Origin of the sequence: Acetobacter fabarum (assembly GCF_040702925.2) — a bacterium.
Taxonomy (GTDB): domain Bacteria; phylum Pseudomonadota; class Alphaproteobacteria; order Acetobacterales; family Acetobacteraceae; genus Acetobacter; species Acetobacter fabarum_B.
Genome location: NZ_JBFCXX020000021.1, coordinates 19,109 through 42,652 on the forward strand (window position 1 = coordinate 19,109; position 23,544 = coordinate 42,652).

Here is a 23,544-nt window from a genome sequence, read left to right on the forward strand (position 1 = left end):
ATGTGTATAATTTTCACTGGAGATACACATCATGCGAACCAACATCATTATTGACGATACCCTCATGACAGATGCGCTGAAGGCGTCTGGCGTCAAAACCAAGAAAGAAGCCGTCGAACTCGGATTGCGGACGCTGATCAAGTTGAATCAGCAGCGGCAACTGCGTTCCATGAAGGGCAGGCTGGAGTGGCGGGGTGATCTCGACGCCATGCGTTCCGACGTATGATTCTGGTCGATTCATCGGTCTGGATCGATTTTTTCAGGGGTACGGTGACGCCACAGGTTGATGCTCTGGACCGGTTGCTGGGAGAGGAACTGGTCGCCATTGGTGATCTGATGATGACGGAAGTTCTTCAGGGATTTGCGAGCGAACGGGATTTCAACAAGGCGCGGAGACTGCTTGGCGCTCTGGATCTGGTCGAGATCGGGGGGCGTGATGTCATGATCGAGGCAGCACGATATTTCCGTGACCTGCGTGCCAGAGGCATCACCATCCGGAAAACCATTGATACCCTGATTGCCACACGATGTATCGTAAGCGGGTATCGGCTCCTTTACAGTGACCGGGACTTTGATCCGTTTGTGACACATCTGGGGCTGGAACGGGTTGTCTGATTTCGGCGCGGTGACTGGAGAGGACATGCAGAAAAAAGAAGAGGCCGTTCGGCTGGGATCGCTTCTGGGGGCCATCGGTCGTGAGGCCGGTGTGCGTGATCAGGATATCGCGGTCTTGCAGACCCGCGATCAGACCCCGGCCGAGGCAATGTCCTTCGAATGATCCTGCTGCTTGATACCAACGTGATCATGGAGACGAGGAGGCCCGTCCCGGAGCAGCGTGTTCTGGCCAGCCACGACGTGTCGCCTTTCGAGGCGGCTGGTGTGCGGGTTTTCAATCTGTGGGGGGATATCTGATGTCCGAGACAGATCCAGCAGCGCGCGCGTTTGAGGACCTGTGCGCCGAAATGACGGTACTCCGGCGGAGCGTGGAAGCGTTGCCGCAGGCGTGGCGGGACAATCGGCCCCCGGATTACACGGAGGATCTGGCCCGTGTCGTGAAGGCCATGAATGCAGTCGGTGCACGAATGGAGGCGATCGAGGCCAATCCGACGCTGAAGATGACGCCCCAGGCGTATGGGCAAGGGATTCGTCAGGCCGGGATTTCTGCCAGTCAGGAGATGCAGACAGCGTTTCAGAAAGCGATAGGTGAGGTTCAGGGGGAACGTCGGGTTCTTGCCAATATCATTGGTCAGTCCCGTCAGCAGGATCGTCAGAACTGGTGGCTGTTAGGGGTGGGGCTTGCCTGTCTTGTTGCAGGGATCGGGTTGTCGCCTGTTTTGGCGTATCTCCTGCCATCTTCTGTCGGGACGCGAGTGGCATCCTTTATTGTTGGGGAGAAAGATCGCTGGAACTCTGGGGCCATGATGATGGCGGTCAGCAATCCTGAAGGCTGGCAACGTGTACGTGAGGACAGCCAGCTGGTTGAGGCCAACAGAGACAGGGTTGCAGCCTGCCAGAAAGCGGCATCGGGTCAGGAAAAAACTCAGAAACCCTGTGTCATCATTGTTCCGGCAGAGCAGGAATAGTCTTCAGGGGATAAAAGCCGACAGCAGAATATGACATGTCAAAGAAACTGGATTTCTTTGACGGATTGTTCTGACGTGTTAGAAAAAATGGATATCGCTACCACGTCAGGATGTCATGTTAACGCCAACCTACCTTATTCGACCTTTGCCGCCTCAGACGGACATAGAAACGGTTCCGGTTCTCAGGGCTCTGGTCGAGGCCAATAAGGCTCTGGCGGAACTGAAGGGGCGGGCGGCAACTATTCCCAATCAGGGGATCCTGATTGATACGTTGGCTTTACAGGAAGCCAAGGCGTCTTCGGAAATCGAGAATATCGTCACCACCCAGGATGAGCTTTTCCAGGCGGATCTGTTTCCCGAGGGGCCGGATTCAGTGGCGGCCAAGGAAGTCGCCCTGTATCGAGATGCCCTGCATCTTGGGTTTCGACAGCTGAAGGAAACCGACGGGTTGATCCTGAACAAGGGGCTGATCGCGATTTTCCAGATGCTCAAGAAGCGGAGTGATGGGTTTCGAAACACCCCGGGAACGGCCCTGAAGAACGAGCGCACGGGGGAAGTGGTCTTTGTGCCGCCGCAGGATGGGCGGGAGATTATCCGGCATATGTCGGATCTGGAGCGGTTCGTGAATGATGACGGGCTCTGTGATCTGGATCCGCTCATCAAGATGGCCCTGATCCACCATCAGTTTGAGAGCATCCATCCCTTCCCGGATGGGAATGGCCGCGTCGGGCGGATCCTGAACGTGTTGTATCTGACCCGGACCGGTCTTCTGGATATCCCGATCCTCTACCTGTCGCGCTACATCACACGACACAAGGATGAATATTATCGTCTGTTGCAGAAGGTGCGGGATGAAGGCGCATGGGAAGCGTGGATCCTCTACATGCTGCGTGCCGTGGCCGAGACATCCAGGATCACTCTGGAGCTGATTGAAGGCATGCGGGCGCAGATGGCCACCATGAAGCAGCGGATGCGGACGGAACTGCCCAAGATTTACAGCCGGGAGCTGCTGAACAACCTGTTCCGGCACCCTTACACGAAAATCGAGTATGTCCAGTCGGACCTGAGTATCGCGCGTCAGACGGCAGGGAAATATCTCGATCAGCTGTCGGAGAAAGGTCTGCTGTCCAAGCACCGCTCAGGACGGAGCAATTATTATATCAACGCACCTCTGGTCCGCCTCTTTCTGGAGGTGTCTGGTGGTGCATGAGGTGTATGATCTGGTTTTCGAACGTATGGAATTTTTCGCATGAATCCCGTTGAGATTGAAGAAGCTGTCTCCCGGATTGCCGAGGCACCTTTTAATCCGGGAGAATTCCCATTCGAATTCCTGCAAGCATTCGGAAACCGCGATGTTACGATCAAGCGGCTTCGCAAGGATAACCGCTCGGACGTTTCTGGGGCGGTACTTCAGCGCAACAACATCCATCTGGCCGTTTGTCCTGAGGGGCATGTTGCCCAGACCCTGAACCTGCTCAGGGAAAGCCCCAAGACCCAGTCAGCCAAGGCACGGTTTCTGTTGGCCACGGATGGGGTGACGTTTGAGGCGGAAGACCGCACGGAAGATGAGCATATTACAGATGTGTTCACGCATCTGGCTGATCGGTTCGGGTTTTTCCTGCCCCTGGCGGGCATCACGACCGTCCAGAAGATCAAGAACAACCCGATCGACGTTAAGGCCACGTCACGCCTGAACCGTCTTTATGTTGAGCTTCTGAAGGAAAATCCTGACTGGGCAACGGAAGAACGCCGCCACGACATGAATCATTTCATGGCGCGTCTCATCTTCTGCTTTTTTGCCGAGGATACCGGGATATTCCTGAACAATCTGTTCACCAGAACTATCCAGACCATGACGGAAGGGGCCACGGATCAGACGCATGAGGTCATGGCCGAGCTGTTCCGGACGATGGATCTGGATACGCGCAATGACGATCGCGAAAAGGGCGAGGTCAAATCCTGGGCCAGGGATTTCCCGTATGTAAACGGAAACCTGTTTTCTGGAGCAACGAACTGCCCGCAATTCAGCAAATTGGCCCGCACCTATCTTCTGCGTGCTGGGGAGCTGAATTGGGCGCAGATTAACCCCGATATCTTCGGGTCCATGATCCAGGCCGTGGCCGATGAAGGAGAGCGCGGTGCGCTGGGGATGCATTACACCAGCGTACCCAACATCCGCAAAGTGCTGAATCCGCTGTTTCTGGATGATCTGCGTGAGGAACTGGAAAAGGCGGGCCAGAATACCCAGAAGCTGCATGCCTTGAAGGAGCGTCTGTCCGGTATTCGGGTATTCGATCCAGCCTGTGGATCCGGCAATTTCCTGGTGATTGCCTATAAGGATATGCGGGACATTCAGAGCGAGATTGATGACCGGCTAAAGATAGAGCGGGCGGAACGGAAATCCGTCATCCCTCTGGCCAATTTCTATGGGATTGAGATCCGTGATTTTGCGGTGGAAATCGCACGCCTGTCGCTTCTGATTGCTGAGTTTCAGAGTGACGAAATCCATATCGACCAGAAACAGGCCCGCCTGAATGTGCTGCCCCTGAAGGATACGGGGCATATCATCTGCGGGAATGCCCTAGAGCGGGACTGGTTTGACGTCTGCCCGCCTCAGGAGGGTTCGGAAACCTATATCTGCGGCAATCCCCCGTATAAGGGCAGCACGTATCAGTCAGCTGAACAAAAGGCGGATCTGGAGCAGATTTTCGGGAAGCGTACGAAATCCTGGAAGTCTCTGGATTACGTGGCAGGCTGGTTCATGAAGGCTGCGGATTATGGCAAGAAAACGGGTTCTTCCAGCGCATTTGTAAGCACAAATTCTATTTGTCAGGGGCAGCAGGTTCCCATTCTCTGGCCGCTGGTTTTTGCTTTAAATTATGAAATTAGTTTTGCTCACACATCGTTCAAATGGGCTAATCTGGCGGCACATAACGCGGGTGTTACGGTCGCTATCATTGGTATTGCCCCTGTTTCTGAGTATCCCAAAATTCTCTTCTCAAACGGAGCTGATGGGAAAACAATCAGGCAGAAATCTGAGTATATCAATGCTTATCTTGTGTGTGGAAAAAATATAATAGTAAATACCATTTCAAAACCACAAGATAATCGCGGACTAATGGAGTGGGGTAACAAACCTACCGATGGTGGTAATTTGTTTTTCACATCAGAAGAACGTAACCGACTTTTAGAAGGTTATCCTTCTTCCGCACATTACATAAAGAAATTTCTTGGGGCACAAGAATTTATTCGTGGTGAGAGCCGATATTGCCTTTGGTTAGAAGATAGAGATCGTGATGCAGCGGAACGTATTCCAGAAATAAATCGCCGCATTCAGGCCGTTTCTAAGATGAGGTCAGAAAGTAAGGCTGCCGAAACCCGTCCAGCAGCTAAGTTCCCACATCGGTTTCGGCAAATACAGTCTGTGGCAACGAATTGCTCTCTGGTTATGGCTAGAGTCAGTTCAGAAAAACGCGAATATCTGCCTGTTGGACTTGAGGATTCTGATACAATTATCGGGGACAGCAATTTTGCTATTTATGACGCTCCCCTCTGGAACATGGCGCTGATTGCTTCCCGCCTGCATTGGGTCTGGATCGGAACAGTCTGCGGGAAGTTGAAAACGGATTTTCGCTATTCCAATACGATGGGCTGGAACACCTTTCCTGTTCCGACTTTGACGGAAAAGAACCGTGCCGATCTGACCCGTTGTGCCGAGGATATTCTTCTGGCGCGTGAGGCGCATTTCCCGGCCACGATTGCCGATCTGTATGATCCTGACAAAATACCAGACAATCTGCGGGCCGCTCATGACCGCAATGACGAGGTTCTGGAGCGGATCTATATCGGTCGGCGTTTCCGCAATGATACGGAGCGTCTGGAAAAGCTGTTCGACCTTTATAGCAAGATGATCGCCAAGAAGGGCGGCAAGACGAAAAAGAAGAAGGACGCTGCCTGAGTCATGACGATCAATCCGGTTATTCCCGCCGTTTCCCTGCGTACCGGCCAGACAGGGCAGTCTGCCATGACTAATGAGTTGGGCATGCGGCCCATGCAGGAAGCGGTCTATGAGAAACGGGGCGAGCAGTATCTTCTCATCAAGTCACCGCCCGCTTCTGGTAAATCCCGTGCCCTGATGTTTGTTGCTCTCGACAAGCTGGCGCACCAGGGCGTGAAAAAAGCCCTGATTGTTGTGCCGGAACGCTCGATCGGGGGCAGCTTCATGAGCGAACCGCTGAGCAAATTCGGCTTTTGGGCAGACTGGATCGTCAAGCCGAAATGGAATCTCTGCAACGCGCCAGGTTCGGATGAAGGACAGGTTGCACGGTCCAAGGTCAAAGCTGTTGGTGAGTTTCTGAAGAGTGAAGATCAGACTTTGGTTTGCACTCACGCGACGTTCCGGTTTGCGGCGGAAGAACTGGGTATCGCGGCTTTCGATGGGTGTCTGGTGGCGGTAGATGAATTCCATCATGTCAGCGCAGACCCGAAAAACAGGCTGGGATATTATCTCAACCAGCTGATTGCCCGTGGGGAAACGCACATCATCGCCATGACCGGTTCCTATTTCCGGGGAGATGCCGTTGCTGTGCTGTCCCCGGAAGATGAAGGGAAATTCGAGACAGTCACCTACACCTACTATCAGCAGCTGAACGGGTATCAGTATCTGAAAGAGCTGGATCTTGGGTATTATTTCTATACCGGCTCCTACCTGGATGCGATTGACCGGGTGCTGGATGGCAGGCGCAAAACGATCGTGCATATTCCCAATGTCAATTCACGCGAAAGCACGACTCAGAAGCACAAGGAAGTCGAGCATATCCTGTCCGTCCTGGGGGACTGGGAAGGAGAGGATATAGAGACAGGTTTTCATCTGGTGCGTCGTGCCGACGGCCGGGTGCTGCGTATTGCCGATCTGGTGGAAGATGAGCCTGTGCGGCGCAACAAGGTTGTCGCTGCCCTGAAGGATCCGGCGCAGAAGAACAACCGCGATTATGTGGACATCATCATTGCACTGGGGATGGCCAAGGAAGGGTTTGACTGGATCTGGTGTGAGCAGGCGCTGACGGTCGGGTACCGCTCCAGCCTGACGGAGATCATTCAGATTATTGGCCGCGCCACCCGTGATGCGCCTGGAAAGACACGGGCGGAATTCATCAACCTGATTGCCGAGCCGGATGCGTCCCAGGAAAAAGTGACGGATGCGGTCAATGACATGCTCAAGGCCATTGCCGCCAGCCTGCTGATGGAACAGGTGCTGACCCCGCGTTTTGAGTTCACGCCGAAGACCGCAGAAAGTGAGCCTCTGGATGGCTATGACTATGGGGAAGAAGGCTACAAGCCAAACGGCACGAATGTTGGCTTCAATGCGCAGACCGGCCAGTTCCATATGGAGATCAAGGGTCTGGTTTCCCCCAAAAGCCCGGAAGCGCAGCGGATCTGCCGCGAAGATCTGAACGAAGTTGTAGCGTCTTTCGTGCAGGACAAACCTTCCCTGGAACATGGTCTCTTTGACGAGGAGACGGCCCCTCAGGAGCTGACACAGGTCCGGTTGGGGAAAATCATTCGGGATCGGTATCCCGAGCTTTCGGATGAGGATCAGGAGGCTGTACGCCAGCACGCCGTGGCGGCATTCAATCTGACCCAGAAGGGACAGAAAGCAGCGGAAGAGGTCACGCAGGCAGCCGGGGGAGAGGAGAAGATTGGTGGCAATACAGCTCTGATTGAGGGGATGCGGAAGATTGCCATGAATGTCCGGGATCTGGATATTGACCTGATTGATGCGATCAATCCGTTTGAGGAAGCCTACAAGATCCTGGCCAGGAGCATGAATGCAGAGACCCTCAAACAGGTTCAGGAGGTCATTGCCGGTCGTCATATTGCTCTGACGATTGAAGAGGCAAGGGACCTGGCAAAGCGCGCCCTTCTGTTCAAAAAGGAGCGAGGACGCCTTCCTGAGCTGACATCTCCCGATGCGTGGGAACGTAAGATGGCTGAAGGGGTGGCGGTTCTGGCGCGTAAGACGGCAGAGGAACGGGCGAATGGCTGATCTGAGCGATGAAGAGCTTCTGGCCGAACTTGGTGTCTCGCTTGAGGCTAAAAAGAAGGCTGCGCTGACAGCCGAGGAAGAGCGGATTATTGCCGGGTTTGAGGATATCTGCCGTTTCTATGAGGAACACGGGCATGCGCCTGCGCATGGAGAGGACAGGGATATCTTTGAGCGGCTTTATGCCGTGCGTCTGGATCGGATCCGGGGTTTGGAAAAATGCCGGTCATTGCTGGCACAGCGCGATCCGCATGGGCTTCTGAGTGTTTCCGGGACGGACGCTGAGAGTCCTGATCCCGATACGCTGGACGATGATGCGCTTCTGGCTGAACTGGGTATTGAGGCCGAGCCAGCGGCTGAATCCATCACTGTGTTGAAGCATGTGAAATCACGCGCAGAAGTGCGGGCAGCGGAAGAAATTGCCAGCCGGGAGCCTTGCAAGGATTTTGAAACCTTCCGGCCGTTGTTTGCACAGGTGCAGGAGGATCTGAAATCCGGCGTGCGGGAAACACGTCCCTTTGGGCAGGAAGCCGGTATTCGGCAGGGAGAATTCTTTATCCTGAAAGGGCAGATGGTTTATGTCGCGCATGTTGGGGAAGAGTTCGAGACAGAATACGGTCGCAGAGACAGCCGTCTGCGGGTCATCTATGACAACGGGACTGAAAGCGATGTTCTGCTGAGGTCGCTCCAGCGGGCTCTCTATAAGGATGAGGCGGGTCGCCGGATTACAGATCCGACTGTCGGGCCTTTGTTCGGGACAGCCGTTGAACCGGATGATCTGGAAAGTGGTACGATCTATGTGCTGAGAAGTCTGTCAGATAACCCGTATATCGCGCAGCATCGCAACCTGATCCACAAGATCGGGGTGACGGGAGGCGATGTGAAAAAACGGATCGCCAACGCCAGGCATGATGCAACCTATCTTCTGGCTGATGTGGAAGTCGTGGCGACCTACAAGCTCTTCAACATTAACCGCACGAAGCTGGAAAAGATCTTTCATAGGGTTCTGGCGCCTGCACAGATTGATCTGACGATTCAGGATCGGTTTGGGCATCCCGTGCAGCCGAAAGAATGGTTTTTGGTTCCGATAGATATTGTGTCTCAAATAGTGGATAAAATGTCGGATGGAAGTATTGATGGTTTGATTTATGATCCAAAGACGGTTGGTTTGGTAAAAGAATAATAGATTATTATGTCAGCTTCCGCCCTCATGGCGGACATAAACATCCCATTCGCCTTCACTCCGAAGCGGACTGCCCCCGTATGTGCAGGCGTTCGGCAATCCGTTGCCAGATGAAGGCTTTTGCGTCAGATACCGAGAGGCCATGCCCAGTTGAAATAACGATCGTAGACGTCGGCCAAATCCGTTGGCGCGGCGTGCGAGCTGATTGCTCTCGAATACGAATAATCCACAGTCGAAATCGAGGTGGAAAAGCTCTGCTCTATGTATGGATCGAAGGGCTCGAAGCCGTGCGACGCCGCACGATAGTCAGTGTTGATGGTCTTCAGCCAACTGACGCAGACCGCCTGAGCACCAGCGGCCTTCAGATAAGCTCGGGCGGCTTCGAAGCTGTTGCCCTCGGTGCAAATGTCATCGACGACAAGGACACGCTTGCCGTTGCGCGTGGGCGGCGCCTTGTAAGGTCTTCCGCTGACTCCGCGAACCGGCGTCGGATTGAGCCGGATTGTATTGAGCTGATTGTCGAGGCCCACACTCTTGCCCGAAATGCGTGCTGTTTGCGATTTTACCGCCTTGGCATGACGCAGGATCAGATCGGGCAGATAGCTTTTGCGGAGCGACTGGCCGAGAATGTTGAGTGCATCACTGATCACGGTTTCGTTAGACGTCGGCGAGTGGCCAGGATACGCGGTTATATAGTCGATTTCATCGACAAGGCCTGAGAAGTAAATCCGCGCAGCCAGTAAGCGCCCCCAGAAATTGGCATCACCCATGCCATGTTTGGAGGTGGCTCTGGCACTTTCGGAATAGGCGTGTGCCTGCGCATATTTGGGTGATAGAGTCGTAAATGGCGCCAGCGCATAGACCCTGAGATCCGCCTGTTCGAGGGTCCAAAACCAACTGTCTAGGCCAAGGCAGAGACAATCTACGAAACGCGCGACATCAAGTGGGGAATCGAACTGAAAGCCATAGGGGTTGGCGGCGCTGTGCCACATGACGTTCACGAAAAGGAGGCTGCCATTGGTGGCGGTCTTCATATCGTCGTTGGTATTGCCGACATATAGCACCTCGCGACGCTGCCAGCCCTTCTCTGACAGAATATGTGCGGTGGAATTGGCACGCGGTTTGTAGGGCATTCCGTTCTGCCCACCGATATAATAGCTGACGGGGCCGAGGCTTTCTTCCAGCAAGGTTCGGAAAGGCTTCGACGTACTGGGGCCAGTGACCGTCCAGTCGTGGTTGCTGATAAATACCGGTTCGACACCGCGCGTCTTGAGATAGCGCAACAGCCGCAGCGTTTCCTCAAGAAGTGGTACGTTGATCGTGCCCTCCATCACAAGTACATCGTGCAGCGAAAAGATCACCCCTTTGAGCACGGTTAGCTGTCCCCGAATAGTGAAAGTTGGCCCGATTGGGCGAGTGAAAGTTTGCCGATCGCCGCGCGGACAAAGGCATCGAACCGAGCCTGATCGCGCGGGACGGTGAATATTTCACCGCTCGTGAGTCCCAAGCCACGCCCCAGTAATACGCGGTCATCGGGCCACTCGGGCAAGCGCAGGCAGGCAATCGGCCGGCCTAGATTGGTGGCGAAGCGGACGGTATGGGCGGTGCCACTACGACGGTTCCATTCGGCGGGGATCAGGATGCGGCCGAGTGCGGCCTGAAGCCTGTTGCGCTGAACGAAATTCTCGGCGCTGTAGGATGTAGTCGGGAGATACTCGCTGACGATTGTGCCGCCCGTCCTTAGAATATGGTCGCGTAGCCGTCCCGATCCCTTGGGATAGTCCTCAAGCATGCCGGTACCGAGCACCGCGATAGTCGGAACGCCAGCGCGCAGTGAATGTTCATGCGCCAGTTTGTCGATACCGGCGGCAAGACCACTGACGGTGGGCACACCCCATTCTCCGAGGCAAGCACCGACATAGCGCGAGAGAAATAGCCCGTCGCTGCTTGGTTTGCGGGTACCCACAATCGCGATCGACGGTTCGGCAAGGCGCTCAACGCTGCCTTGGAAGAACAGCCAATGTGGTGGGCGCTCAAGGTCGAGCAAAGCGGACGGAAAGCCGGGCGAGTTACGAAACAGCAACCCGATGCCGAGCGCCTCGAGATGCTCGGCAAGGCGCTCGCCCTGTTCGCGGGCATGCTCGCGAACTCGCAACCACTGCCGTTCGGATATTGGCTTACCATCACTACCTGCCGGAATGGTCGCGCCCAGACCATATTCGAGCGCATCGGCGAACGACCTGCGATCGTCGGCCACGGCGAACAAGGTTTTCTGACCTATGCCGCGAATGGTCGAAAGGGCGAGAAAAGCTCGCTCCTCGTTGGTCGTGCTAGTGCTGGGCCACGTAAGCGCCATGGGACGATGGACGTCGCTGGGCCTATCCATGGTTATAGCCCCTCGGAGGCAAACGGGTTGTCAGGAAACACCCGTCGTGCGACAAACAGGCCGATGATCGGGACATTGGGGAAGCGATCTGTGAGCACGCTGTACATGGCCCGGTAATGTGTGCCGGCAGTCAGGACATCGTCGACGATACCAATCGCCTGTGGTGCCGGGGCGGCGATAGCTTCGTTGATCGAATACAGCTCAAGCAGTTGCTCGACCGTGACGCGGTCGCCTTGCTCGGTTTCATGCGATGCCGGGGTCGAAGCTACTTGGTGGACAAGATCGCGCACATCGGGCGGTGGCTGGCGCATAAGCCGGCAAATGCGCTCCATGCGGTCATCATATTCGGGATGACCGGTTACCTTTGAGCCAGGCACAGGCACTAGGGTGGCGCAAGCGAGCCAGACCGGATTGAGAGCGGCGCCGAGCACGCGGCCACAGGTGCCGATCACCTGGCTCTTATACGGGGTTCTAAGCCAGAACCGCCGAAATTTCCGTCATCCCAGCTCCAGCCCCGCCACGAGCGCATCCAGGTCGATCATCTTGCCGTCGCTCTGGAAGGTGTAATGCCCGTTCAGCAGGATGTGCCGCCAGGCCGCCGGCGATATCTGGGTCAGGAGAGCGTGCGCCTTGGCGTTGCCGCTCGCCTCGTACTTCATCAGCAGCCGCGAGAGGATGGCCGAGTTGTAGAAGATGACCGCGTTGGCGATCAGCCTGGCGCACTGGTTGCTGATCTCAATTTCGATGTCGGTGCGCCCGGTCAATTCCTTCTTGCCGCCGACCTGGGCGATGGTTGAGCGTAGCTGGTGATAGGACTCGATGCGGTTCTGTGAGCGGTGAACGTTGCGCTCCAGTTGCGGATCGCGCAGGTAGCGCAGCGTGTAGATGCTGCGGATGAGCTTGTCGAACTCGAACACCGCGCGCCGCGTGGGGTTCGGCGCGGTGTAGGTGCATAGCTTGCGGATCAGCGTGCCCTGCGTCATCTCCTTCAGTCCGAGCGTGGCGACAATCTGGTCGAGGTTCGGCTTCTCGCTGACTATGAGATCGCGGTCGATTCTCCCGGCCGGCCGGATCAGGCACTGATCGTACAGCGCCGGATCGTCGGCACTGTAGAGTTCCTTCAACTGATCGCCAAGGTCGGTGAAGCGCGGCTCGAAACGCAGGCCGAACCAGTGCAGGATAGCGAAGTTGGCCTTGTTGACGCTGTGCATGTCGCCGGTGATCGCGGTCGGCACGATGTCCGACGTGTTGCGATACCAGATGTCGAACACGTGATGGGCCTCGTAATCGTGCGCGCCGATCAGGTAGCCGTTGAGCGGCACGTGGTTGCACAGCAGCGTGTAGGCGACCACGCCCTTGCCGCGCCCAAAGTATTTGCGCGAGTGGCGCGCTTTCACGGTCGGCCGCTCGACGCCGAATTTCTGACCATCGACGGCACCGTACAGTGCATCGAGGTCGAACGAGTAGTACGGGAAGATCGGCAGCGCGGCGATGGCGTTGCTGATGCAGTCGTTGGCCGCGTGCAGCGTTGCGTGGCGCAGGTACTGTTGGTAGGCGCTCTCCAGCACGTGGTACGGGATGTCGCTGGTGCGTGCCATGACCTGGTTGCCGTGGTTCATCGCCTGCGCGATGATGACCGCCATCAGGCTGTCGGCGTCGGCGACCTTCTTCGCATAGCGCGGCTGCAAAGGCGTCAGCGCCGACAGGAACTGGCACTGGCCGTTGACGAAGCGGAACACGTCGGCCACGTCGCAGAACGGCAGTTGCTCGTAGAACGCCTTCTCGCGCGCCTTCTGGTTCTCGCCCTTGGGCTTGCGCCATGTCAGCTTCTGCGTGTCCTTGTCGTATTCTAGGTGCGTCAGCTTGCCCTGCTTCAGCTCGCGGTTGAAGGCCAGCCACTGAGCGCGCAGCTCGGTCGCGAGCGCATCGAGCTGGGCATCGAGTGGCTGCCGCAGGAACGGGATGTCGATCTGCGCCAGCACGGCGGCCTTCTCATCCAGCGAAACCAGCTCGTCGGAAAAATGCCGGTGCTGCAAGCTGTCGTCGAGGTAGAGTTCACCCGACTGGAAGCGCTTCCTGACCTGGCGGTACAGCCAGAACTCGTAGCGGTCGGCATGCAGGTCCGTCGGCTTGCCATCGGCATCGAAGGTCAGCAGGTACGGTCGCAAGCGTTTCGGCAGCGTGGCCGCTGGACATTCGGCGAGCGGCCGTTGCGATAGGCGCTGCTGTTTGGCGAACACGTCCTTGGCCCAGGCCAGCGCCACGAGCCACGGGCTGCCCGGATCAGTGCCAGCGAGGTCGAGCGCGACATACAGCGGCCGAAGATGGCGGCGGATGCGCTCAGCCAGGCCGTCCACCGCCTGCCAGTGCAAAGCCAGCTTGCTCACCGGCTTCACGCTCATGCGCTGCGCGGTGGTTTGCAGCGTATCGCGGGGCATGATTTTGTAGGCGCGCTGGCGCACATCGCCGAACGGCGTGGGATCGGGCACGCTGTCGTCGATGTAAAGCGACAGCAGGCGGCCGACCTGCGGTGTGTCTTGCTGACGGCGCACCTGCTCGGCGACAAAGGATTGCTTTGCGCCCGCACTGCTTTCGTCCTCCAACTGCTTCATGTGGTAGGCCATCGCATCGACCAGGTTGTCGGAAAGCTGCCGGTAGCGCACCCAGGCATAGCAAAGCAGGTAGAGGTAGGTCTGATCGGCCTTCAGGTTGCGTAGATCGTGGACGGTGTAGAAGTTCGCCAGGCTGGCGTAGTACAGCAGATTCTGCTGCGAGACGCCGAGCTTGGGCAGCAGCGCCTTGGCGATCCGGTGCAGCGGCTCCAGCGTGGCGCGCTTTTCGCGTTCGCGGGCCATCTGACGCCAGCCAAAGTCCTTGGCGTCCTGCTTGAGCGCCGCCAATTGCGACAGGGTGTCGTCACGCACTAGAAGCCGACCCAGCGCGGCCTTGGCCGATTCGTCCAACACTTCCGACAGCAGGCCAGCCAGCCGCCGACGCTCGGCGGACAGGGCTTCGCTCACCAGCTCTTGCAGGGTGGTATAGCCGGGCCGGATGATCTTGTGCTCGTTTAGCCAGACGATCAGCTCGGCGGCGATGAACCCCGGCATCACGTCGCGCCGCACGGTCTGCGCGGCCTGCTGCGCGAGCTGCGCCAGGAACTCGGCCGCCCACGGCCGGTAGCCGAACAGATCGGCAATCCACTCGCGCTGGGTGTAGTGCTCGTGCTTGGAGATTGGCTTGTGCTCGAAGGACTCGCCGTGGAAGTAGCGGCTCAGCACGAAGGCGCAATCGTGCTCGACCTCACTCCAGTCGAAGCGGAAGAAGGCATGCTTGGCCTTGAAGTAACCGATCTGCAAGATGCAATAGACCTGGGCATGGAGACCAGGCCGGCTGCTGGCGAGCGCCAGTTCGGTTTCAGTCAACGCCAAGTATTCCAGCCGCTGGGCGTCGTCGAAGTCCGGCAGGCCGTACAGGGCTTCCTGCTCGGCGTCCGACAGGACGGTCAATCGTTCGCTCTTGGTCGTCATCGCGATGACGCTCCACGAGAGCCCGTCCAACCAACCCGTGCCAGGGTCTCGATCAGCGTGGTTCGCTTGACGCCGAAGTTGCGGCACACCGCCGCCTTGGACATGCCGCCATCGAGCGCAGCGACGATGGCCTCCAGCTTCTCGCCGGTGATCGCCTGCGGCCGGCCGCCGATCCGGCCGCGTTTGCGGGCGGCAGCCAGACCGGCGACGACACGTTCCTGGATCAAGGCGCGTTCGTACTGCGCGAGCGCGCCGAACACCTGGAACAGAAACTCGCCCGAGGGCGTCGTGGTATCCAGGTTCTCCGTCAGCGAGCGGAACGCCACCTGCTTTTTCTTGAGCGAGGTCACGATGGCGAGCAAGTGCGACAACGAACGGCCGAGCCGGTCGAGCTTCCACACGACCAACACGTCGCCAGGGCGAACGAATTCGAGCGCCCGCGCCAGGCCCGCGCGGTCGTCCTTCGCGCCGGAAGCATGATCCTCGAACAGATGCCGCGCATCGACGCCGACGGCGAGCAGCGCATCGCGCTGCAAGTTCGTGCTCTGGCGGTCGGAGTCCGACGACACGCGCATGTAACCTACCAACATAAGCGGAAAACCATTAAGACGAGGTTTCCGTATGGTAGCGTCTGGCGACAGAGTTTTCCGCACAATTTTGCGGCCACTCGGAGGTTGGTGCAGAGGACCGTTGAAGGCCTGTCGAAAAACAAATGTTTTCCGACAGGCCTTGGCCTAGCGCACGCCCGCCTTGCAGCGTTCTGTGAATAGCGCTTAGTAATGACGGCGTATATACTTTGTTAGTATCAAGTGGCAGGAGGCCCCGATCATGTCAAAACAAGCCGTTTTCACGATGAAGCTGGAGCCTGAGTTGCGCGCCGAGTTTATGGCCGAAGCCGAGGCGGCCCATCGCCCGGCGTCGCAAGTGCTGCGCGAGCTGATGCGCGAGTTCGTTCAGCGCCAGCGCGAGTCGCGCGAGTACGACGAGTTCCTGCGCCGCAAGGTCGAAGCCGGCCGGGCTTCGATGCGCGCTGGATTGGGGCGGTCGAACGATGAAGTTGAGGCCGAATTCGCCGCACGGCGTGCCAGTGTGGCGAGCCAGGCGTGAGGGTTGTTTGGACGCCCGAAGCGCAGCAAGACCGTGCCGATGTGTGGGACTACATCGCAGCCGACAATCCGCGCGCGGCGGCCCGGATGGATGAGATTTTCAGCGACGCGGCCGCCCGCTTGATCCAGCACCCCATGCTGGGCAAGCCGGGAAAGATTCCCGGGACCCGCGAGTTGATCCCGCACGAAAGCTATCGCCTGGTGTATCAGATCGACGGCGAAACGGTGTGGATACTGACGCTGGTTCATACTGCCCGCCTGTGGCCGCCTGTGCGCGATTAAGATATGATCATGGCAACAATGAAACGGCGCGTTGACAGACTGCTTTCGAGCCAGACCGCGGTCGGCGGCAGGCGGCCAGTTGCGGACGGTCAAGCATCTTCCCGGTAGCGGACGTTCAATAGTGTCTCTGACCTGCTTCGCTCCCTCTATGAAGGGAGGTCGCTGGCCCATCCGCGCACTCACAGCCTGCCAGTAGGCGCAAATTGGCAGCGCTCCGTCCGGCAGCGCATAGACTGCGGCCGTACGTCCGCGTAGGTTCGCTTCAGCAGTTTCGATTCGAAAGTTCAATGTGATTGCTGCGGGCGGTCGTCGCAGTTGCGCGGAGGCGATGATGCACAAGCACGGGATCGGCAGATAGGTTCTTCGAAGCTGCAAGAGTTAAAACATTCACACATGAAAGATTGAAATGGATACACGATTATTTGCTTTCGTCGGCGCAGACATTGGCCCTTGGCGGATTGTCAGGGCCGAAACGAGAGTTGGCGAGCCCCTGCCTGAAGCCAAAAGGCTCAACGTCGTATCCGCTTCAGAGTTGCAGTCTGAAACCAATGCACCCTGGATACTTCGTGGAATAACCAGCAATGAACGATATGTCATGCGCGCAGAGAAGAATGAAATTGTAGCGAAGCAGCAAGGTCTGGCGCGCCCAGAAGCAACGTGCGGTGCGCTAATACCGATCCGGAAGAACGCAGCTTGGTGGGAGCTCACGCAAGACGAACGCCGGAGCGTTTTCGAACAGTCGAAGCACGTCCAAATCGGGCTTCAGTATTTGCCTGCAGTAGCGCGCAAGCTCCACCACTGCCGCGACCTCTCAGAGAATGAACCGTTCGATTTTCTGAATTGGTTCGAATACGCGCCAATTCATGAGGTTGAGTTCAACAGGCTGCTTTCCGAACTGCGTGCGTCAGAGGAATGGAAATACGTCGACCGAGAAGTCGATATTCGTCTTACGCAAGCACAGGTCTAACCCGCCGATGAACACGGACCCCCAACAGCGGCGCGTTGCGCCGCCGTTTCGGGCCGGTTATCGGCAACGTAGAACTCTCGGATACAGTTGTTCTGTAATAACTTCTCAAGCCAAATTGATTTTTGGAGTGGATATGGAAATGGAATCAAGAATATTTTCGGTAACAGAATATATTCGTCCGTCTGACGGCGAACCAATTCGTTCAGTGGTTCTGGAAACCAAGGACTCAGCAGTTGTTGTTTGGCATGCCCATCCTGGGCAAGAAATAACCGCTCATGTTCACCCGGACGGCCAAGATACTTGGACGGTTATCTCTGGAGAGGCTGAGTATTACCAAGGAGGCGGCAAAGTCGCTCATCTAAAGGCTGGAGATATTGCCATAGCAAAACCTGGCCAAGTGCATGGCGCTCTAAATACTAGTCCAGTGCCGTTTGTATTTGTCTCAGTGGTTGCATCTGGCAACGCGGGTTTTGCGTTGGCTGAAAAATAGTCTTTCTCAAATGTGTGCCCCAGAGAGTTCTAACCCATCCATCAACACGGACGCTGCGCGATGAAGCCGCGCCGCGCCGGCTAACTCCACGTTGAGCGTCAGCTTTCCATATGTCTGGGGGTCTGCAACGGGTCGGGTGCCGTCGCGTGCGCAGTGTCAAAGCTGACATGACTAATACATGAGATGGGCTGATGCTCGCCGTCCGGTCAGGCAGCTGCCCCCCTGCAGGACTCACAGCAGTTGTATGCCACCCGTCATCCGAGACGTCAGTCGGCCTCATCCAGACCGGAACAATCTGGACGTGACGTCCGGCTGGCATTGCCGTGATCGAAATGGCGGCTAGTGACACGACTGTTGGGTCTACCCCATCGACCGGGCGCGGGACAAGCCACGTTGATCGGCTGACGGAATTTTCGGCGGTTCCGGCTTAGAACCCCTATACCGATAATGTGACAGGTCCGCCTGACTAGGTTTCTTCTTGAGATTGCTGATCAAATTGTTGGTGGCGCTGAAAGAATAGTCGCGGTGCGAGGTGTACTCGTAAAGATAGTAGCAGCGGTCGTCGGCCGTCAGGTGATAATGATCCTTACGGTTCGTTTCGTCGATCTGCGAGAGCCGGACGTCGTTAACCAAGAGCGCTCCAGATGTCGTCGGGTGTCTTCACGCGCACTGCACCTTCCGCTTCGAAGCGTGCCGGCCAGGTGATGTCGCTGCGGTGGAAGCAGTTATCGAGAATAAAAAGCTTGCGGCCTTGATGGAGCGCGGCGCGTGCCTGAGTCAGTGTGCCCGACGTGTCACCGGCCTCGACGATGATCGTGCCCTCGGTAAGGGCGCTCATTGTGACATTGCGCTCCGGGAAGAAAAGCCGGTTATGTTGGGGCGATTGCTTGGCGTAGCGAAGGACGGGCACCTGTGAGATGAGGAGATGATCGCGTGCTATCTCCTCCTGTAGCAGGGCATTCTCCTTGGGGTAGCAAGAGCCAAGCGGCGTGCCGACCACGGAAATGGTATGCCCACCACGGGCGATCGCGGCGCGATGGGCGGCGGAATCAATGCCCCTGGCAAGGCCGGAGACGACGGTAAAGCCGCGATCGACCAGTTCGCGGGCGAGGCGCTCGGCGCGGCGGATGCCGTTGGACGAAGCCTCGCGACTGCCGACGACGGCTACGCACCGTGTTTCCGTGATTTCCCAGACGCCTCGAAAGTAGAGCAGTTCGACCGGATGACGCGCATCGCGCAGCTTGGCGGGATAGTCACCGGCGTGATGGATCCGGACGCCGAACTGGTGGACGCCCGCCTTTTTCAGATTCGCCATCACCTCAGTGCCGTATTGGTCAGCCACCTGTGGCGCCACGAAATCCGACGGAAGCGCTTCAGCATCGAGTGCAAAGCGATCGGCGAGCGTTTTGAAGGTTGCGCCTTTTTCGAGCCACAGAGCTTCATAGGCTCCGATCTCACGACGCGGTGAGATCGGAGCCAGAACTGGGCTAGAGTTGCTGAAAGCGAGACGCAAGCTCATACTATTCCAGCGCCTATTAAATGTATCTGTTCCATCTGGCCTGTCCCTTCCCTCAGTGCTAGCCTCAAGACTATAGATGCAAGGCTAAAAACGTCCCAGCGCAAGTGAAACGTCTGCTCGCCGTTAAGGCACCACCGTGTCAGATGAAATGACAGCTATTACCTTTTAATGATGTTCCTAATGTGTTCGAAAGTCAACGTGGGGCTTCGTAAGGCGATCACGCTCGCATAATCGGAAAGACGGCATCAGTCCGGATGAATGTCCAGTATTTTGAGCTTTACGCCGGAACCGGACATTCCCGTTTCCCTCAGATCTGCCTGTCTGCTCAATGAATTTGAAGCAGGCAGGCGGCAGTCGCCCTCTTATTAGTCGTTTTCGTCATTCAATAAGTGTCTACGAAGCGGACATGACGAGGATTGGGGCCTCGCCCATGGTTGATCGTAGTTGTCTATGCTGCGATAGGCTCGTGCCCGTTTTGCAACGAAAATCAACAAAATCAGATTATAATCACATATGGACAAGTTCATATAACCGGTAACGTGACGACGGATGGTGCTGTGCCTGTCTCTGTTATCAGTCTGAAGAACCATAACCACACATCTGGGAAGGAAGGAGCGCCAACATCTGTTCCTCAATGCTCGTGTTTGGTGTTATGTATCAGGTATCTTTAACGCTAAGAGCCTGATTTATAATGCCACTTTATGATTTATTCGAGCATACACAATACATCCCTGTATATCTACCACCCGCTCCAGAAGGTAATGTATGGTCAGTTGTGAAAACATTTGGCCCAAGTATTATTGCTGGCTCAATTGCAATTATGGCATATCGTTTATCAAGAGAACAAAAAGGCATTGCGGAGACTCAAAAAGAAATTGCCGCCAATAAATACAATTTGGATTTATTTGATAAACGATATGACATTTTTGAGAGTCTATCTGATGTAAATGATATTATTTGTACAATACATATACCAGATTACAGCAATGAATCATTTTTAAATTATGATAGAGGTCACAAATCAAAAGAAGAATTAGTTTCAGAACAGATCGATCTTATTTCATCTATAATTCGTTTATCAGCCTTAAAAGAAAAAAAAGTCATTAAAAGCCTTAAAAAAGCATTAAAAATATATAACAGCATAGATGAAGAAAAACTGGAATTTTTATGCAAAGAAATAGATATGATAGTAAAATATTTAAATGAAATATGTAATAAATACAAATGCGATAAAAATACAATAATGAATGATTTACAGTATAATCTTAATTATGAGTTAAGGAGCCTTACTATGTATGGTAACGAAATTGATGAAATTCTTGTTGAAGCAGTAGTGTCAGCAAAAAACATTAAAGAATATTTTCTAATTATTTACAATGAAATGGATATAGATTTATGTATTGCGAAAAATGCTTATATCGAGAACAAATAGAGAGTTTATAATATGTTTATTTTTGCATTTACAACTTTATAATCAATGATCTAGCCAGATCGAGGAACTATTGATTGAAGAGCCTGCCTCGTGATTTTGGGGATTGGGTGTTTTGATTGATGGCTCCTGAGCCGGTTTTTTTTGCACTGCGTTTTGAGCAGATTGAGAGTTATCATCCGCTAGATTGCTACGCTGCGGCGTTAATTCCCTCCAGAACGAAGAAGCGGCGTCGAACGGATGCCTGTTTTCCTATGGTATAATTTGAAACCGGACCTTCTGTTTACCCCCCATTTCTTCCATTCAAATTAGGTTGACCTAAACAGACTATAGTCAGATTGGGACAACCCGGAGCCACGGTGTATCAAGGCCTGCATGGTGGTTTTTCCGGGAGGGTTCAAATGGGACAGCGCGCGGTCATCTATTGCCGGGTTTCCACGGCCGATCAGTCCTGCGTGCGCCAGAAGGACGAGCTGAAGCGGTTTGCTGAACGTGCGGGCTATGAAGTGCTGGACGTTTTCATGGAGACCGGCTCTGGCGTTCGACGCGGAAATCTCACAGAAGGGTTGTACATCGGGTTAGATTATGAAAAAGTCTGTTTTGCAAAAAAGAATTTTTCGTAAGCAATAAACGAACCCGATGCAGACAGAGTGTAGCGCAGGCGCGTATGAGTTTCCAGCTTCCTGTGGACGGCGTGTTGTGGCCCGTTTTGACGGGGGTCGCATGAGTTCGGATGGGGGCGTCATTCTGGTGAAGCAGGCTGATGACATTCTGGGGCTCAGCCGCCGCTTTGCTGCCTGTTTTCGCGATAAGCGGCATCCCGGCTTTGTGGAATACCGGGTTGAAGACCTTGTCCGTCAGCGGATCATGGGCCTGGCACTGGGCTATGAAGATCTCAATGATCACGATGCCCTGCGGCATGACCTGATCTTTGGTCTGGCCTCGGGCCGTCTGTCAGGAGGCCGGGCAAACTGCGCAGCATTGGCTGGCAAATCTACACTGAACCGGTTGGAGCGCAGTGGGCACAAGGCAGATCGTTACTGTCGGATCATTGCTGATCATGAGGCCCTGGCTACCCTGTTCGTCACGCTCTTCCTTGACCAGCATGAGCACGCACCCGCCCGGATCGTTCTGGATGTGGATGCCACCGATGACCGTATCCATGGCCATCAGGAAGGCCGCGCCTTTCATGGATATTACGGCCATAACTGCTATCTTCCCCTGTATGTCTTCTGCGGGGACCATCTCCTCAGCGCTACCCTGCGCACGGCAGACAGGGACCCGGGGAAGGAAGCACTGGCAGACATCCGCCGGATCGTGGAGCAGATCAGGAGCCGTTGGCCCCGGGTGCGTATCCTGGTGCGTGGGGACAGCGGTTTCGCCCGGGACAGTCTGATGACATGGTGCGAAGACAACCACGTTGACTTCCTGTTCGGGCTTGCAGGCAACACCCGCCTGTATGACCGGATTGCCTCTTTGTCCGCTGAGGTTCGTGACGAAGCCGCCACGACAGGCAGAGCGGCGCGCGGTTTCGCCTCCTTTGACTGGATCACAAAGGACAGCTGGACGCGCCGCAGGCGGGTCGTGGCCAAGGCCGAATGGCGCCACGGCAACCGCTATCATCGCTTTATTGTCACCACGCTACCGCAGGGAATGTCCGACCCCCGCCATCTCTACGAACAGATTTACTGCGCACGCGGGGATGGGGTCACCACACGAAAGTGAGTTTTACGTACGCTAGGCGAGAACAGAAAACGAACGGCAAAAAGTGATGGGAAGCGGCCGTTTGCTTATGGCAAGACGTACGCATGATCGACCCGACCCTAGCCGCCGACATCAACGCTGCCTCTGCCTTGGAAGGAACGTTCCGGCTGCGGTCTGGACAGCTATCATCTACATATTTCGACAAATACCGATTTGAAGCTCGGCCTGATCTTCTGAGCAGGGTGGCCGCGGAGATGATCCCATTGATCCCCGCCAACGCAGAAATCCTTGCCGGACTGGAACTTGGGGGTGTGCCGATAGCAACGGCGTTGTCGCTTGCCACAGGAATGCCCGCCGCGTTCGTTCGGAAAGCACCGAAGGACTACGGCACTTGCCTAGCGGTCGAAGGGGGCGACGTTTCAGGCAAGCGCGTGGTGCTCATTGAGGATGTTATCACGACTGGCGGTGCGGTCGCGGACGCTACCCGGCTCGTAACAGAGGCTGGGGCAACGGTCATAGGTGTAGTCTGTGCGATCTGGCGTGGTGATGGACTTCCCAGGATTGCAGCGTTGCCCGATCTTCCTGTCTCGGCTGCCATGACGATGGATGACCTGCTCGCCTGAATGGGCGCGGGTCGGCAATTCCCATCCCCGGATCATATCACGCGGCAAGAAGTGATGGTGAAATGCGAAGCTGCCTCAGCTGATGCGGTGCCGGCCGATCGTCCCGCTCCCAGCTATAGTCGCCGGTGAGCGCGATATGCTCCCAACCCAGCGGCGCGATATGGCGGGCAATGTCGTCCGACGTGTTCATGTCCGCCAATGCCTGTTCGAGATAGCGGGTGTTCCACAGGATGATCGCGGCGACCAGCAGGTTGAGACCGGAGGCGCGATAGGACTGGTTTTCGAACCGACGGTCGCGCAGCTCGCCGAGCTGGTTGAAGAACAATGCGCGGGCGAGCGCGTTGCGCGCCTCGCCCTTATTCAGCCCGGCCTGGGTTCGCCTGCGCAGATTGATATCCTGCAACCAGTCGAGCATGAAGATCGAGCGTTCGAGCCGCCCGACTTCGCGTAATGCCAGTGCCAGGCCGTTCTGGCGCGGATAGGCGCACAGCTTGCGCAGCATCGCCGAGGCGGTGACGGTCCCGGTCCGGATCGAGGTGGCAAGCCGCAGCAGTTCGTCCCAATGCGCAGCTGCATGGTCGTACGCGATCGGATCGCCGACCATGCCGGCGAGCAACGGCCCCGCCTCCTGCCCGGGCAGGAGATGCAGGCGGCGCTCTTTGATATCGCGTAGGCGGGGCGCGAAGCGGTAGCCGAAGAACG

General features: G+C 56.1%; 23 protein-coding genes and 2 pseudogenes. 17 read left to right on the plus strand and 8 right to left on the minus strand.

Annotated elements, in window-relative coordinates; all coding sequences use genetic code 11:
• Positions 1-31 precede the first annotated feature (31 nt).
• The 9 genes from AB2L51_RS12570 to AB2L51_RS12610 all read left to right on the plus strand — a co-directional run bounded on the left by AB2L51_RS12570 (position 32) and on the right by AB2L51_RS12610 (position 8,809).
• A complete protein-coding gene (locus tag AB2L51_RS12570) occupies positions 32-226 on the plus strand; it encodes a type II toxin-antitoxin system VapB family antitoxin (protein WP_010516209.1) in 195 nt (64 codons plus the stop codon).
• On the plus strand, positions 223-615 hold the full coding sequence (gene vapC, locus AB2L51_RS12575; protein WP_048848569.1) for a type II toxin-antitoxin system VapC family toxin: 393 nt from the start codon (positions 223-225) through the stop codon (positions 613-615). Before AB2L51_RS12570 ends, vapC begins: the two co-directional genes overlap by 4 nt.
• 25 nt (positions 616-640) lie before the next feature.
• Positions 641-778, plus strand: coding sequence for a hypothetical protein (locus tag AB2L51_RS12580; protein ID WP_026019313.1), 138 nt, complete (start codon positions 641-643; stop codon positions 776-778).
• Positions 775-912: a hypothetical protein gene (locus tag AB2L51_RS12585; protein WP_019088723.1), complete on the plus strand. Its 138-nt coding sequence runs from the start codon at positions 775-777 to the stop codon at positions 910-912. The genes AB2L51_RS12580 and AB2L51_RS12585 overlap by 4 nt, the downstream gene beginning before the upstream one ends.
• The gene (locus AB2L51_RS12590) at positions 912-1,583 is read left to right on the plus strand and encodes a DUF6118 family protein (protein WP_395582680.1); all 672 of its coding nucleotides are present in this window, start codon (positions 912-914) and stop codon (positions 1,581-1,583) included. Before AB2L51_RS12585 ends, AB2L51_RS12590 begins: the two co-directional genes overlap by 1 nt.
• A 115-nt stretch (positions 1,584-1,698) precedes the next feature.
• Complete coding sequence (locus tag AB2L51_RS12595; RefSeq protein WP_395582681.1) at positions 1,699-2,793, plus strand: Fic family protein; 1,095 nt, start codon at positions 1,699-1,701, stop codon at positions 2,791-2,793.
• 39 nt (positions 2,794-2,832) lie between these two features.
• On the plus strand, positions 2,833-5,541 hold the full coding sequence (locus AB2L51_RS12600) for a class I SAM-dependent DNA methyltransferase (protein ID WP_395582682.1): 2,709 nt from the start codon (positions 2,833-2,835) through the stop codon (positions 5,539-5,541).
• Positions 5,542-5,544: 3 nt separating this feature from the next.
• Positions 5,545-7,629, plus strand: a complete 2,085-nt coding sequence (locus tag AB2L51_RS12605; RefSeq protein WP_395582683.1) for a DEAD/DEAH box helicase — start codon at positions 5,545-5,547, stop codon at positions 7,627-7,629.
• Complete coding sequence (locus AB2L51_RS12610; RefSeq protein WP_395582684.1) at positions 7,622-8,809, plus strand: GIY-YIG nuclease family protein; 1,188 nt, start codon at positions 7,622-7,624, stop codon at positions 8,807-8,809. The genes AB2L51_RS12605 and AB2L51_RS12610 overlap by 8 nt, the downstream gene beginning before the upstream one ends.
• Before the next feature lie 125 nt (positions 8,810-8,934).
• Here AB2L51_RS12610 and AB2L51_RS12615 read toward each other — a convergent pair whose 3' ends face one another.
• Genes AB2L51_RS12615 through AB2L51_RS12635 form a run of 5 tightly spaced genes read right to left on the minus strand, consistent with a single transcriptional unit; the run spans position 8,935 to position 15,312 of the window.
• Positions 8,935-10,182, minus strand: coding sequence for a hypothetical protein (locus AB2L51_RS12615; RefSeq protein WP_395582685.1), 1,248 nt, complete (start codon positions 10,180-10,182; stop codon positions 8,935-8,937).
• Between the two features lie 2 nt (positions 10,183-10,184).
• Positions 10,185-11,195: a DNA-processing protein DprA gene (locus AB2L51_RS12620; protein ID WP_395582686.1), complete on the minus strand. Its 1,011-nt coding sequence runs from the start codon at positions 11,193-11,195 to the stop codon at positions 10,185-10,187.
• 2 nt (positions 11,196-11,197) lie between these two features.
• A complete protein-coding gene (locus tag AB2L51_RS12625) occupies positions 11,198-11,647 on the minus strand; it encodes a hypothetical protein (RefSeq protein ID WP_395582688.1) in 450 nt (149 codons plus the stop codon).
• 45 nt (positions 11,648-11,692) lie between these two features.
• Positions 11,693-14,722, minus strand: a complete 3,030-nt coding sequence (locus AB2L51_RS12630; protein WP_012077404.1) for a Tn3 family transposase — start codon at positions 14,720-14,722, stop codon at positions 11,693-11,695.
• Positions 14,719-15,312 (minus strand): recombinase family protein, encoded by a 594-nt coding sequence (locus tag AB2L51_RS12635; protein ID WP_012435588.1) that lies wholly within the window; start codon positions 15,310-15,312, stop codon positions 14,719-14,721. The genes AB2L51_RS12630 and AB2L51_RS12635 overlap by 4 nt, the downstream gene beginning before the upstream one ends.
• A gap of 238 nt (positions 15,313-15,550) precedes the next feature.
• Between AB2L51_RS12635 and AB2L51_RS12640 the strand changes: the two genes are divergently transcribed.
• From AB2L51_RS12640 to AB2L51_RS12655, 4 genes are all read left to right on the plus strand, one after another.
• Positions 15,551-15,829, plus strand: a complete 279-nt coding sequence (locus tag AB2L51_RS12640) for a hypothetical protein (RefSeq protein ID WP_011342941.1) — start codon at positions 15,551-15,553, stop codon at positions 15,827-15,829.
• Positions 15,826-16,110: a type II toxin-antitoxin system RelE/ParE family toxin gene (locus tag AB2L51_RS12645; RefSeq protein WP_011342942.1), complete on the plus strand. Its 285-nt coding sequence runs from the start codon at positions 15,826-15,828 to the stop codon at positions 16,108-16,110. Before AB2L51_RS12640 ends, AB2L51_RS12645 begins: the two co-directional genes overlap by 4 nt.
• 406 nt (positions 16,111-16,516) lie before the next feature.
• Complete coding sequence (locus AB2L51_RS12650; RefSeq protein WP_011514928.1) at positions 16,517-17,077, plus strand: chlorite dismutase family protein; 561 nt, start codon at positions 16,517-16,519, stop codon at positions 17,075-17,077.
• Between the two features lie 133 nt (positions 17,078-17,210).
• Complete coding sequence (locus AB2L51_RS12655) at positions 17,211-17,567, plus strand: cupin domain-containing protein (protein ID WP_012435589.1); 357 nt, start codon at positions 17,211-17,213, stop codon at positions 17,565-17,567.
• Positions 17,568-17,927: 360 nt separating this feature from the next.
• On the opposite strand, the gene AB2L51_RS12660 is transcribed toward AB2L51_RS12655, so the two are convergent.
• The gene (locus AB2L51_RS12660; protein WP_395582689.1) at positions 17,928-18,200 is read right to left on the minus strand and encodes a hypothetical protein; all 273 of its coding nucleotides are present in this window, start codon (positions 18,198-18,200) and stop codon (positions 17,928-17,930) included.
• A complete protein-coding gene (locus tag AB2L51_RS12665; protein WP_395582690.1) occupies positions 18,193-19,086 on the minus strand; it encodes a DNA-processing protein DprA in 894 nt (297 codons plus the stop codon). The genes AB2L51_RS12660 and AB2L51_RS12665 overlap by 8 nt, the downstream gene beginning before the upstream one ends.
• Positions 19,087-19,777: 691 nt before the next feature.
• Here AB2L51_RS12665 and AB2L51_RS12670 point away from each other — a divergent pair.
• The 4 genes and pseudogenes from AB2L51_RS12670 (at position 19,778) to pyrE (ending at position 22,842) form a co-directional block, all read left to right on the plus strand.
• Positions 19,778-20,518 carry a hypothetical protein gene (locus AB2L51_RS12670; protein ID WP_395582691.1) on the plus strand — a complete coding sequence of 247 codons (741 nt, stop codon included), beginning with the start codon at positions 19,778-19,780 and terminating at the stop codon, positions 20,516-20,518.
• Between the two features lie 398 nt (positions 20,519-20,916).
• Positions 20,917-21,060, plus strand: a pseudogene (locus tag AB2L51_RS15390) (recombinase family protein); the annotation flags it as partial.
• Positions 21,061-21,154: 94 nt separating this feature from the next.
• A pseudogene (locus AB2L51_RS12680) lies at positions 21,155-22,219 on the plus strand (IS1380-like element IS1380A family transposase); the annotation flags it as partial.
• 104 nt (positions 22,220-22,323) lie between these two features.
• Positions 22,324-22,842, plus strand: coding sequence for an orotate phosphoribosyltransferase (gene pyrE, locus AB2L51_RS12685; protein ID WP_048575104.1), 519 nt, complete (start codon positions 22,324-22,326; stop codon positions 22,840-22,842).
• 37 nt (positions 22,843-22,879) lie between these two features.
• On the opposite strand, the gene AB2L51_RS12690 is transcribed toward pyrE, so the two are convergent.
• Positions 22,880-23,544 (minus strand): Tn3 family transposase (locus tag AB2L51_RS12690; protein WP_400922205.1); only part of this gene is annotated, 665 nt, incomplete at its 5' end.

Bases quoted from the DNA above. Each gene is read 5' to 3' on its own strand.
- AB2L51_RS12605 (WP_395582683.1), top strand. From the start codon at position 5,545: ATGACGATCAATCCGGTTATTCCCGCCGTTTCCCTGCGTACCGGCCAG.
- AB2L51_RS12655 (WP_012435589.1), top strand. From the start codon at position 17,211: ATGGAAATGGAATCAAGAATATTTTCGGTAACAGAATATATTCGTCCG.
- AB2L51_RS12610 (WP_395582684.1), top strand. From the start codon at position 7,622: ATGGCTGATCTGAGCGATGAAGAGCTTCTGGCCGAACTTGGTGTCTCG.
- AB2L51_RS12600 (WP_395582682.1), top strand. From the start codon at position 2,833: ATGAATCCCGTTGAGATTGAAGAAGCTGTCTCCCGGATTGCCGAGGCA.
- AB2L51_RS12650 (WP_011514928.1), top strand. From the start codon at position 16,517: ATGGATACACGATTATTTGCTTTCGTCGGCGCAGACATTGGCCCTTGG.
- AB2L51_RS12590 (WP_395582680.1), top strand. From the start codon at position 912: ATGTCCGAGACAGATCCAGCAGCGCGCGCGTTTGAGGACCTGTGCGCC.
- AB2L51_RS12665 (WP_395582690.1), bottom strand. From the start codon at position 19,086: ATGAGCTTGCGTCTCGCTTTCAGCAACTCTAGCCCAGTTCTGGCTCCG.
- AB2L51_RS12620 (WP_395582686.1), bottom strand. From the start codon at position 11,195: ATGGATAGGCCCAGCGACGTCCATCGTCCCATGGCGCTTACGTGGCCC.
- pyrE (WP_048575104.1), top strand. From the start codon at position 22,324: ATGATCGACCCGACCCTAGCCGCCGACATCAACGCTGCCTCTGCCTTG.
- AB2L51_RS12580 (WP_026019313.1), top strand. From the start codon at position 641: ATGCAGAAAAAAGAAGAGGCCGTTCGGCTGGGATCGCTTCTGGGGGCC.
- AB2L51_RS12670 (WP_395582691.1), top strand. From the start codon at position 19,778: ATGCCACTTTATGATTTATTCGAGCATACACAATACATCCCTGTATAT.
- AB2L51_RS12635 (WP_012435588.1), bottom strand. From the start codon at position 15,312: ATGTTGGTAGGTTACATGCGCGTGTCGTCGGACTCCGACCGCCAGAGC.
- AB2L51_RS12630 (WP_012077404.1), bottom strand. From the start codon at position 14,722: ATGACGACCAAGAGCGAACGATTGACCGTCCTGTCGGACGCCGAGCAG.
- vapC (WP_048848569.1), top strand. From the start codon at position 223: ATGATTCTGGTCGATTCATCGGTCTGGATCGATTTTTTCAGGGGTACG.
- AB2L51_RS12640 (WP_011342941.1), top strand. From the start codon at position 15,551: ATGTCAAAACAAGCCGTTTTCACGATGAAGCTGGAGCCTGAGTTGCGC.
- AB2L51_RS12585 (WP_019088723.1), top strand. From the start codon at position 775: ATGATCCTGCTGCTTGATACCAACGTGATCATGGAGACGAGGAGGCCC.
- AB2L51_RS12595 (WP_395582681.1), top strand. From the start codon at position 1,699: ATGTTAACGCCAACCTACCTTATTCGACCTTTGCCGCCTCAGACGGAC.
- AB2L51_RS12570 (WP_010516209.1), top strand. From the start codon at position 32: ATGCGAACCAACATCATTATTGACGATACCCTCATGACAGATGCGCTG.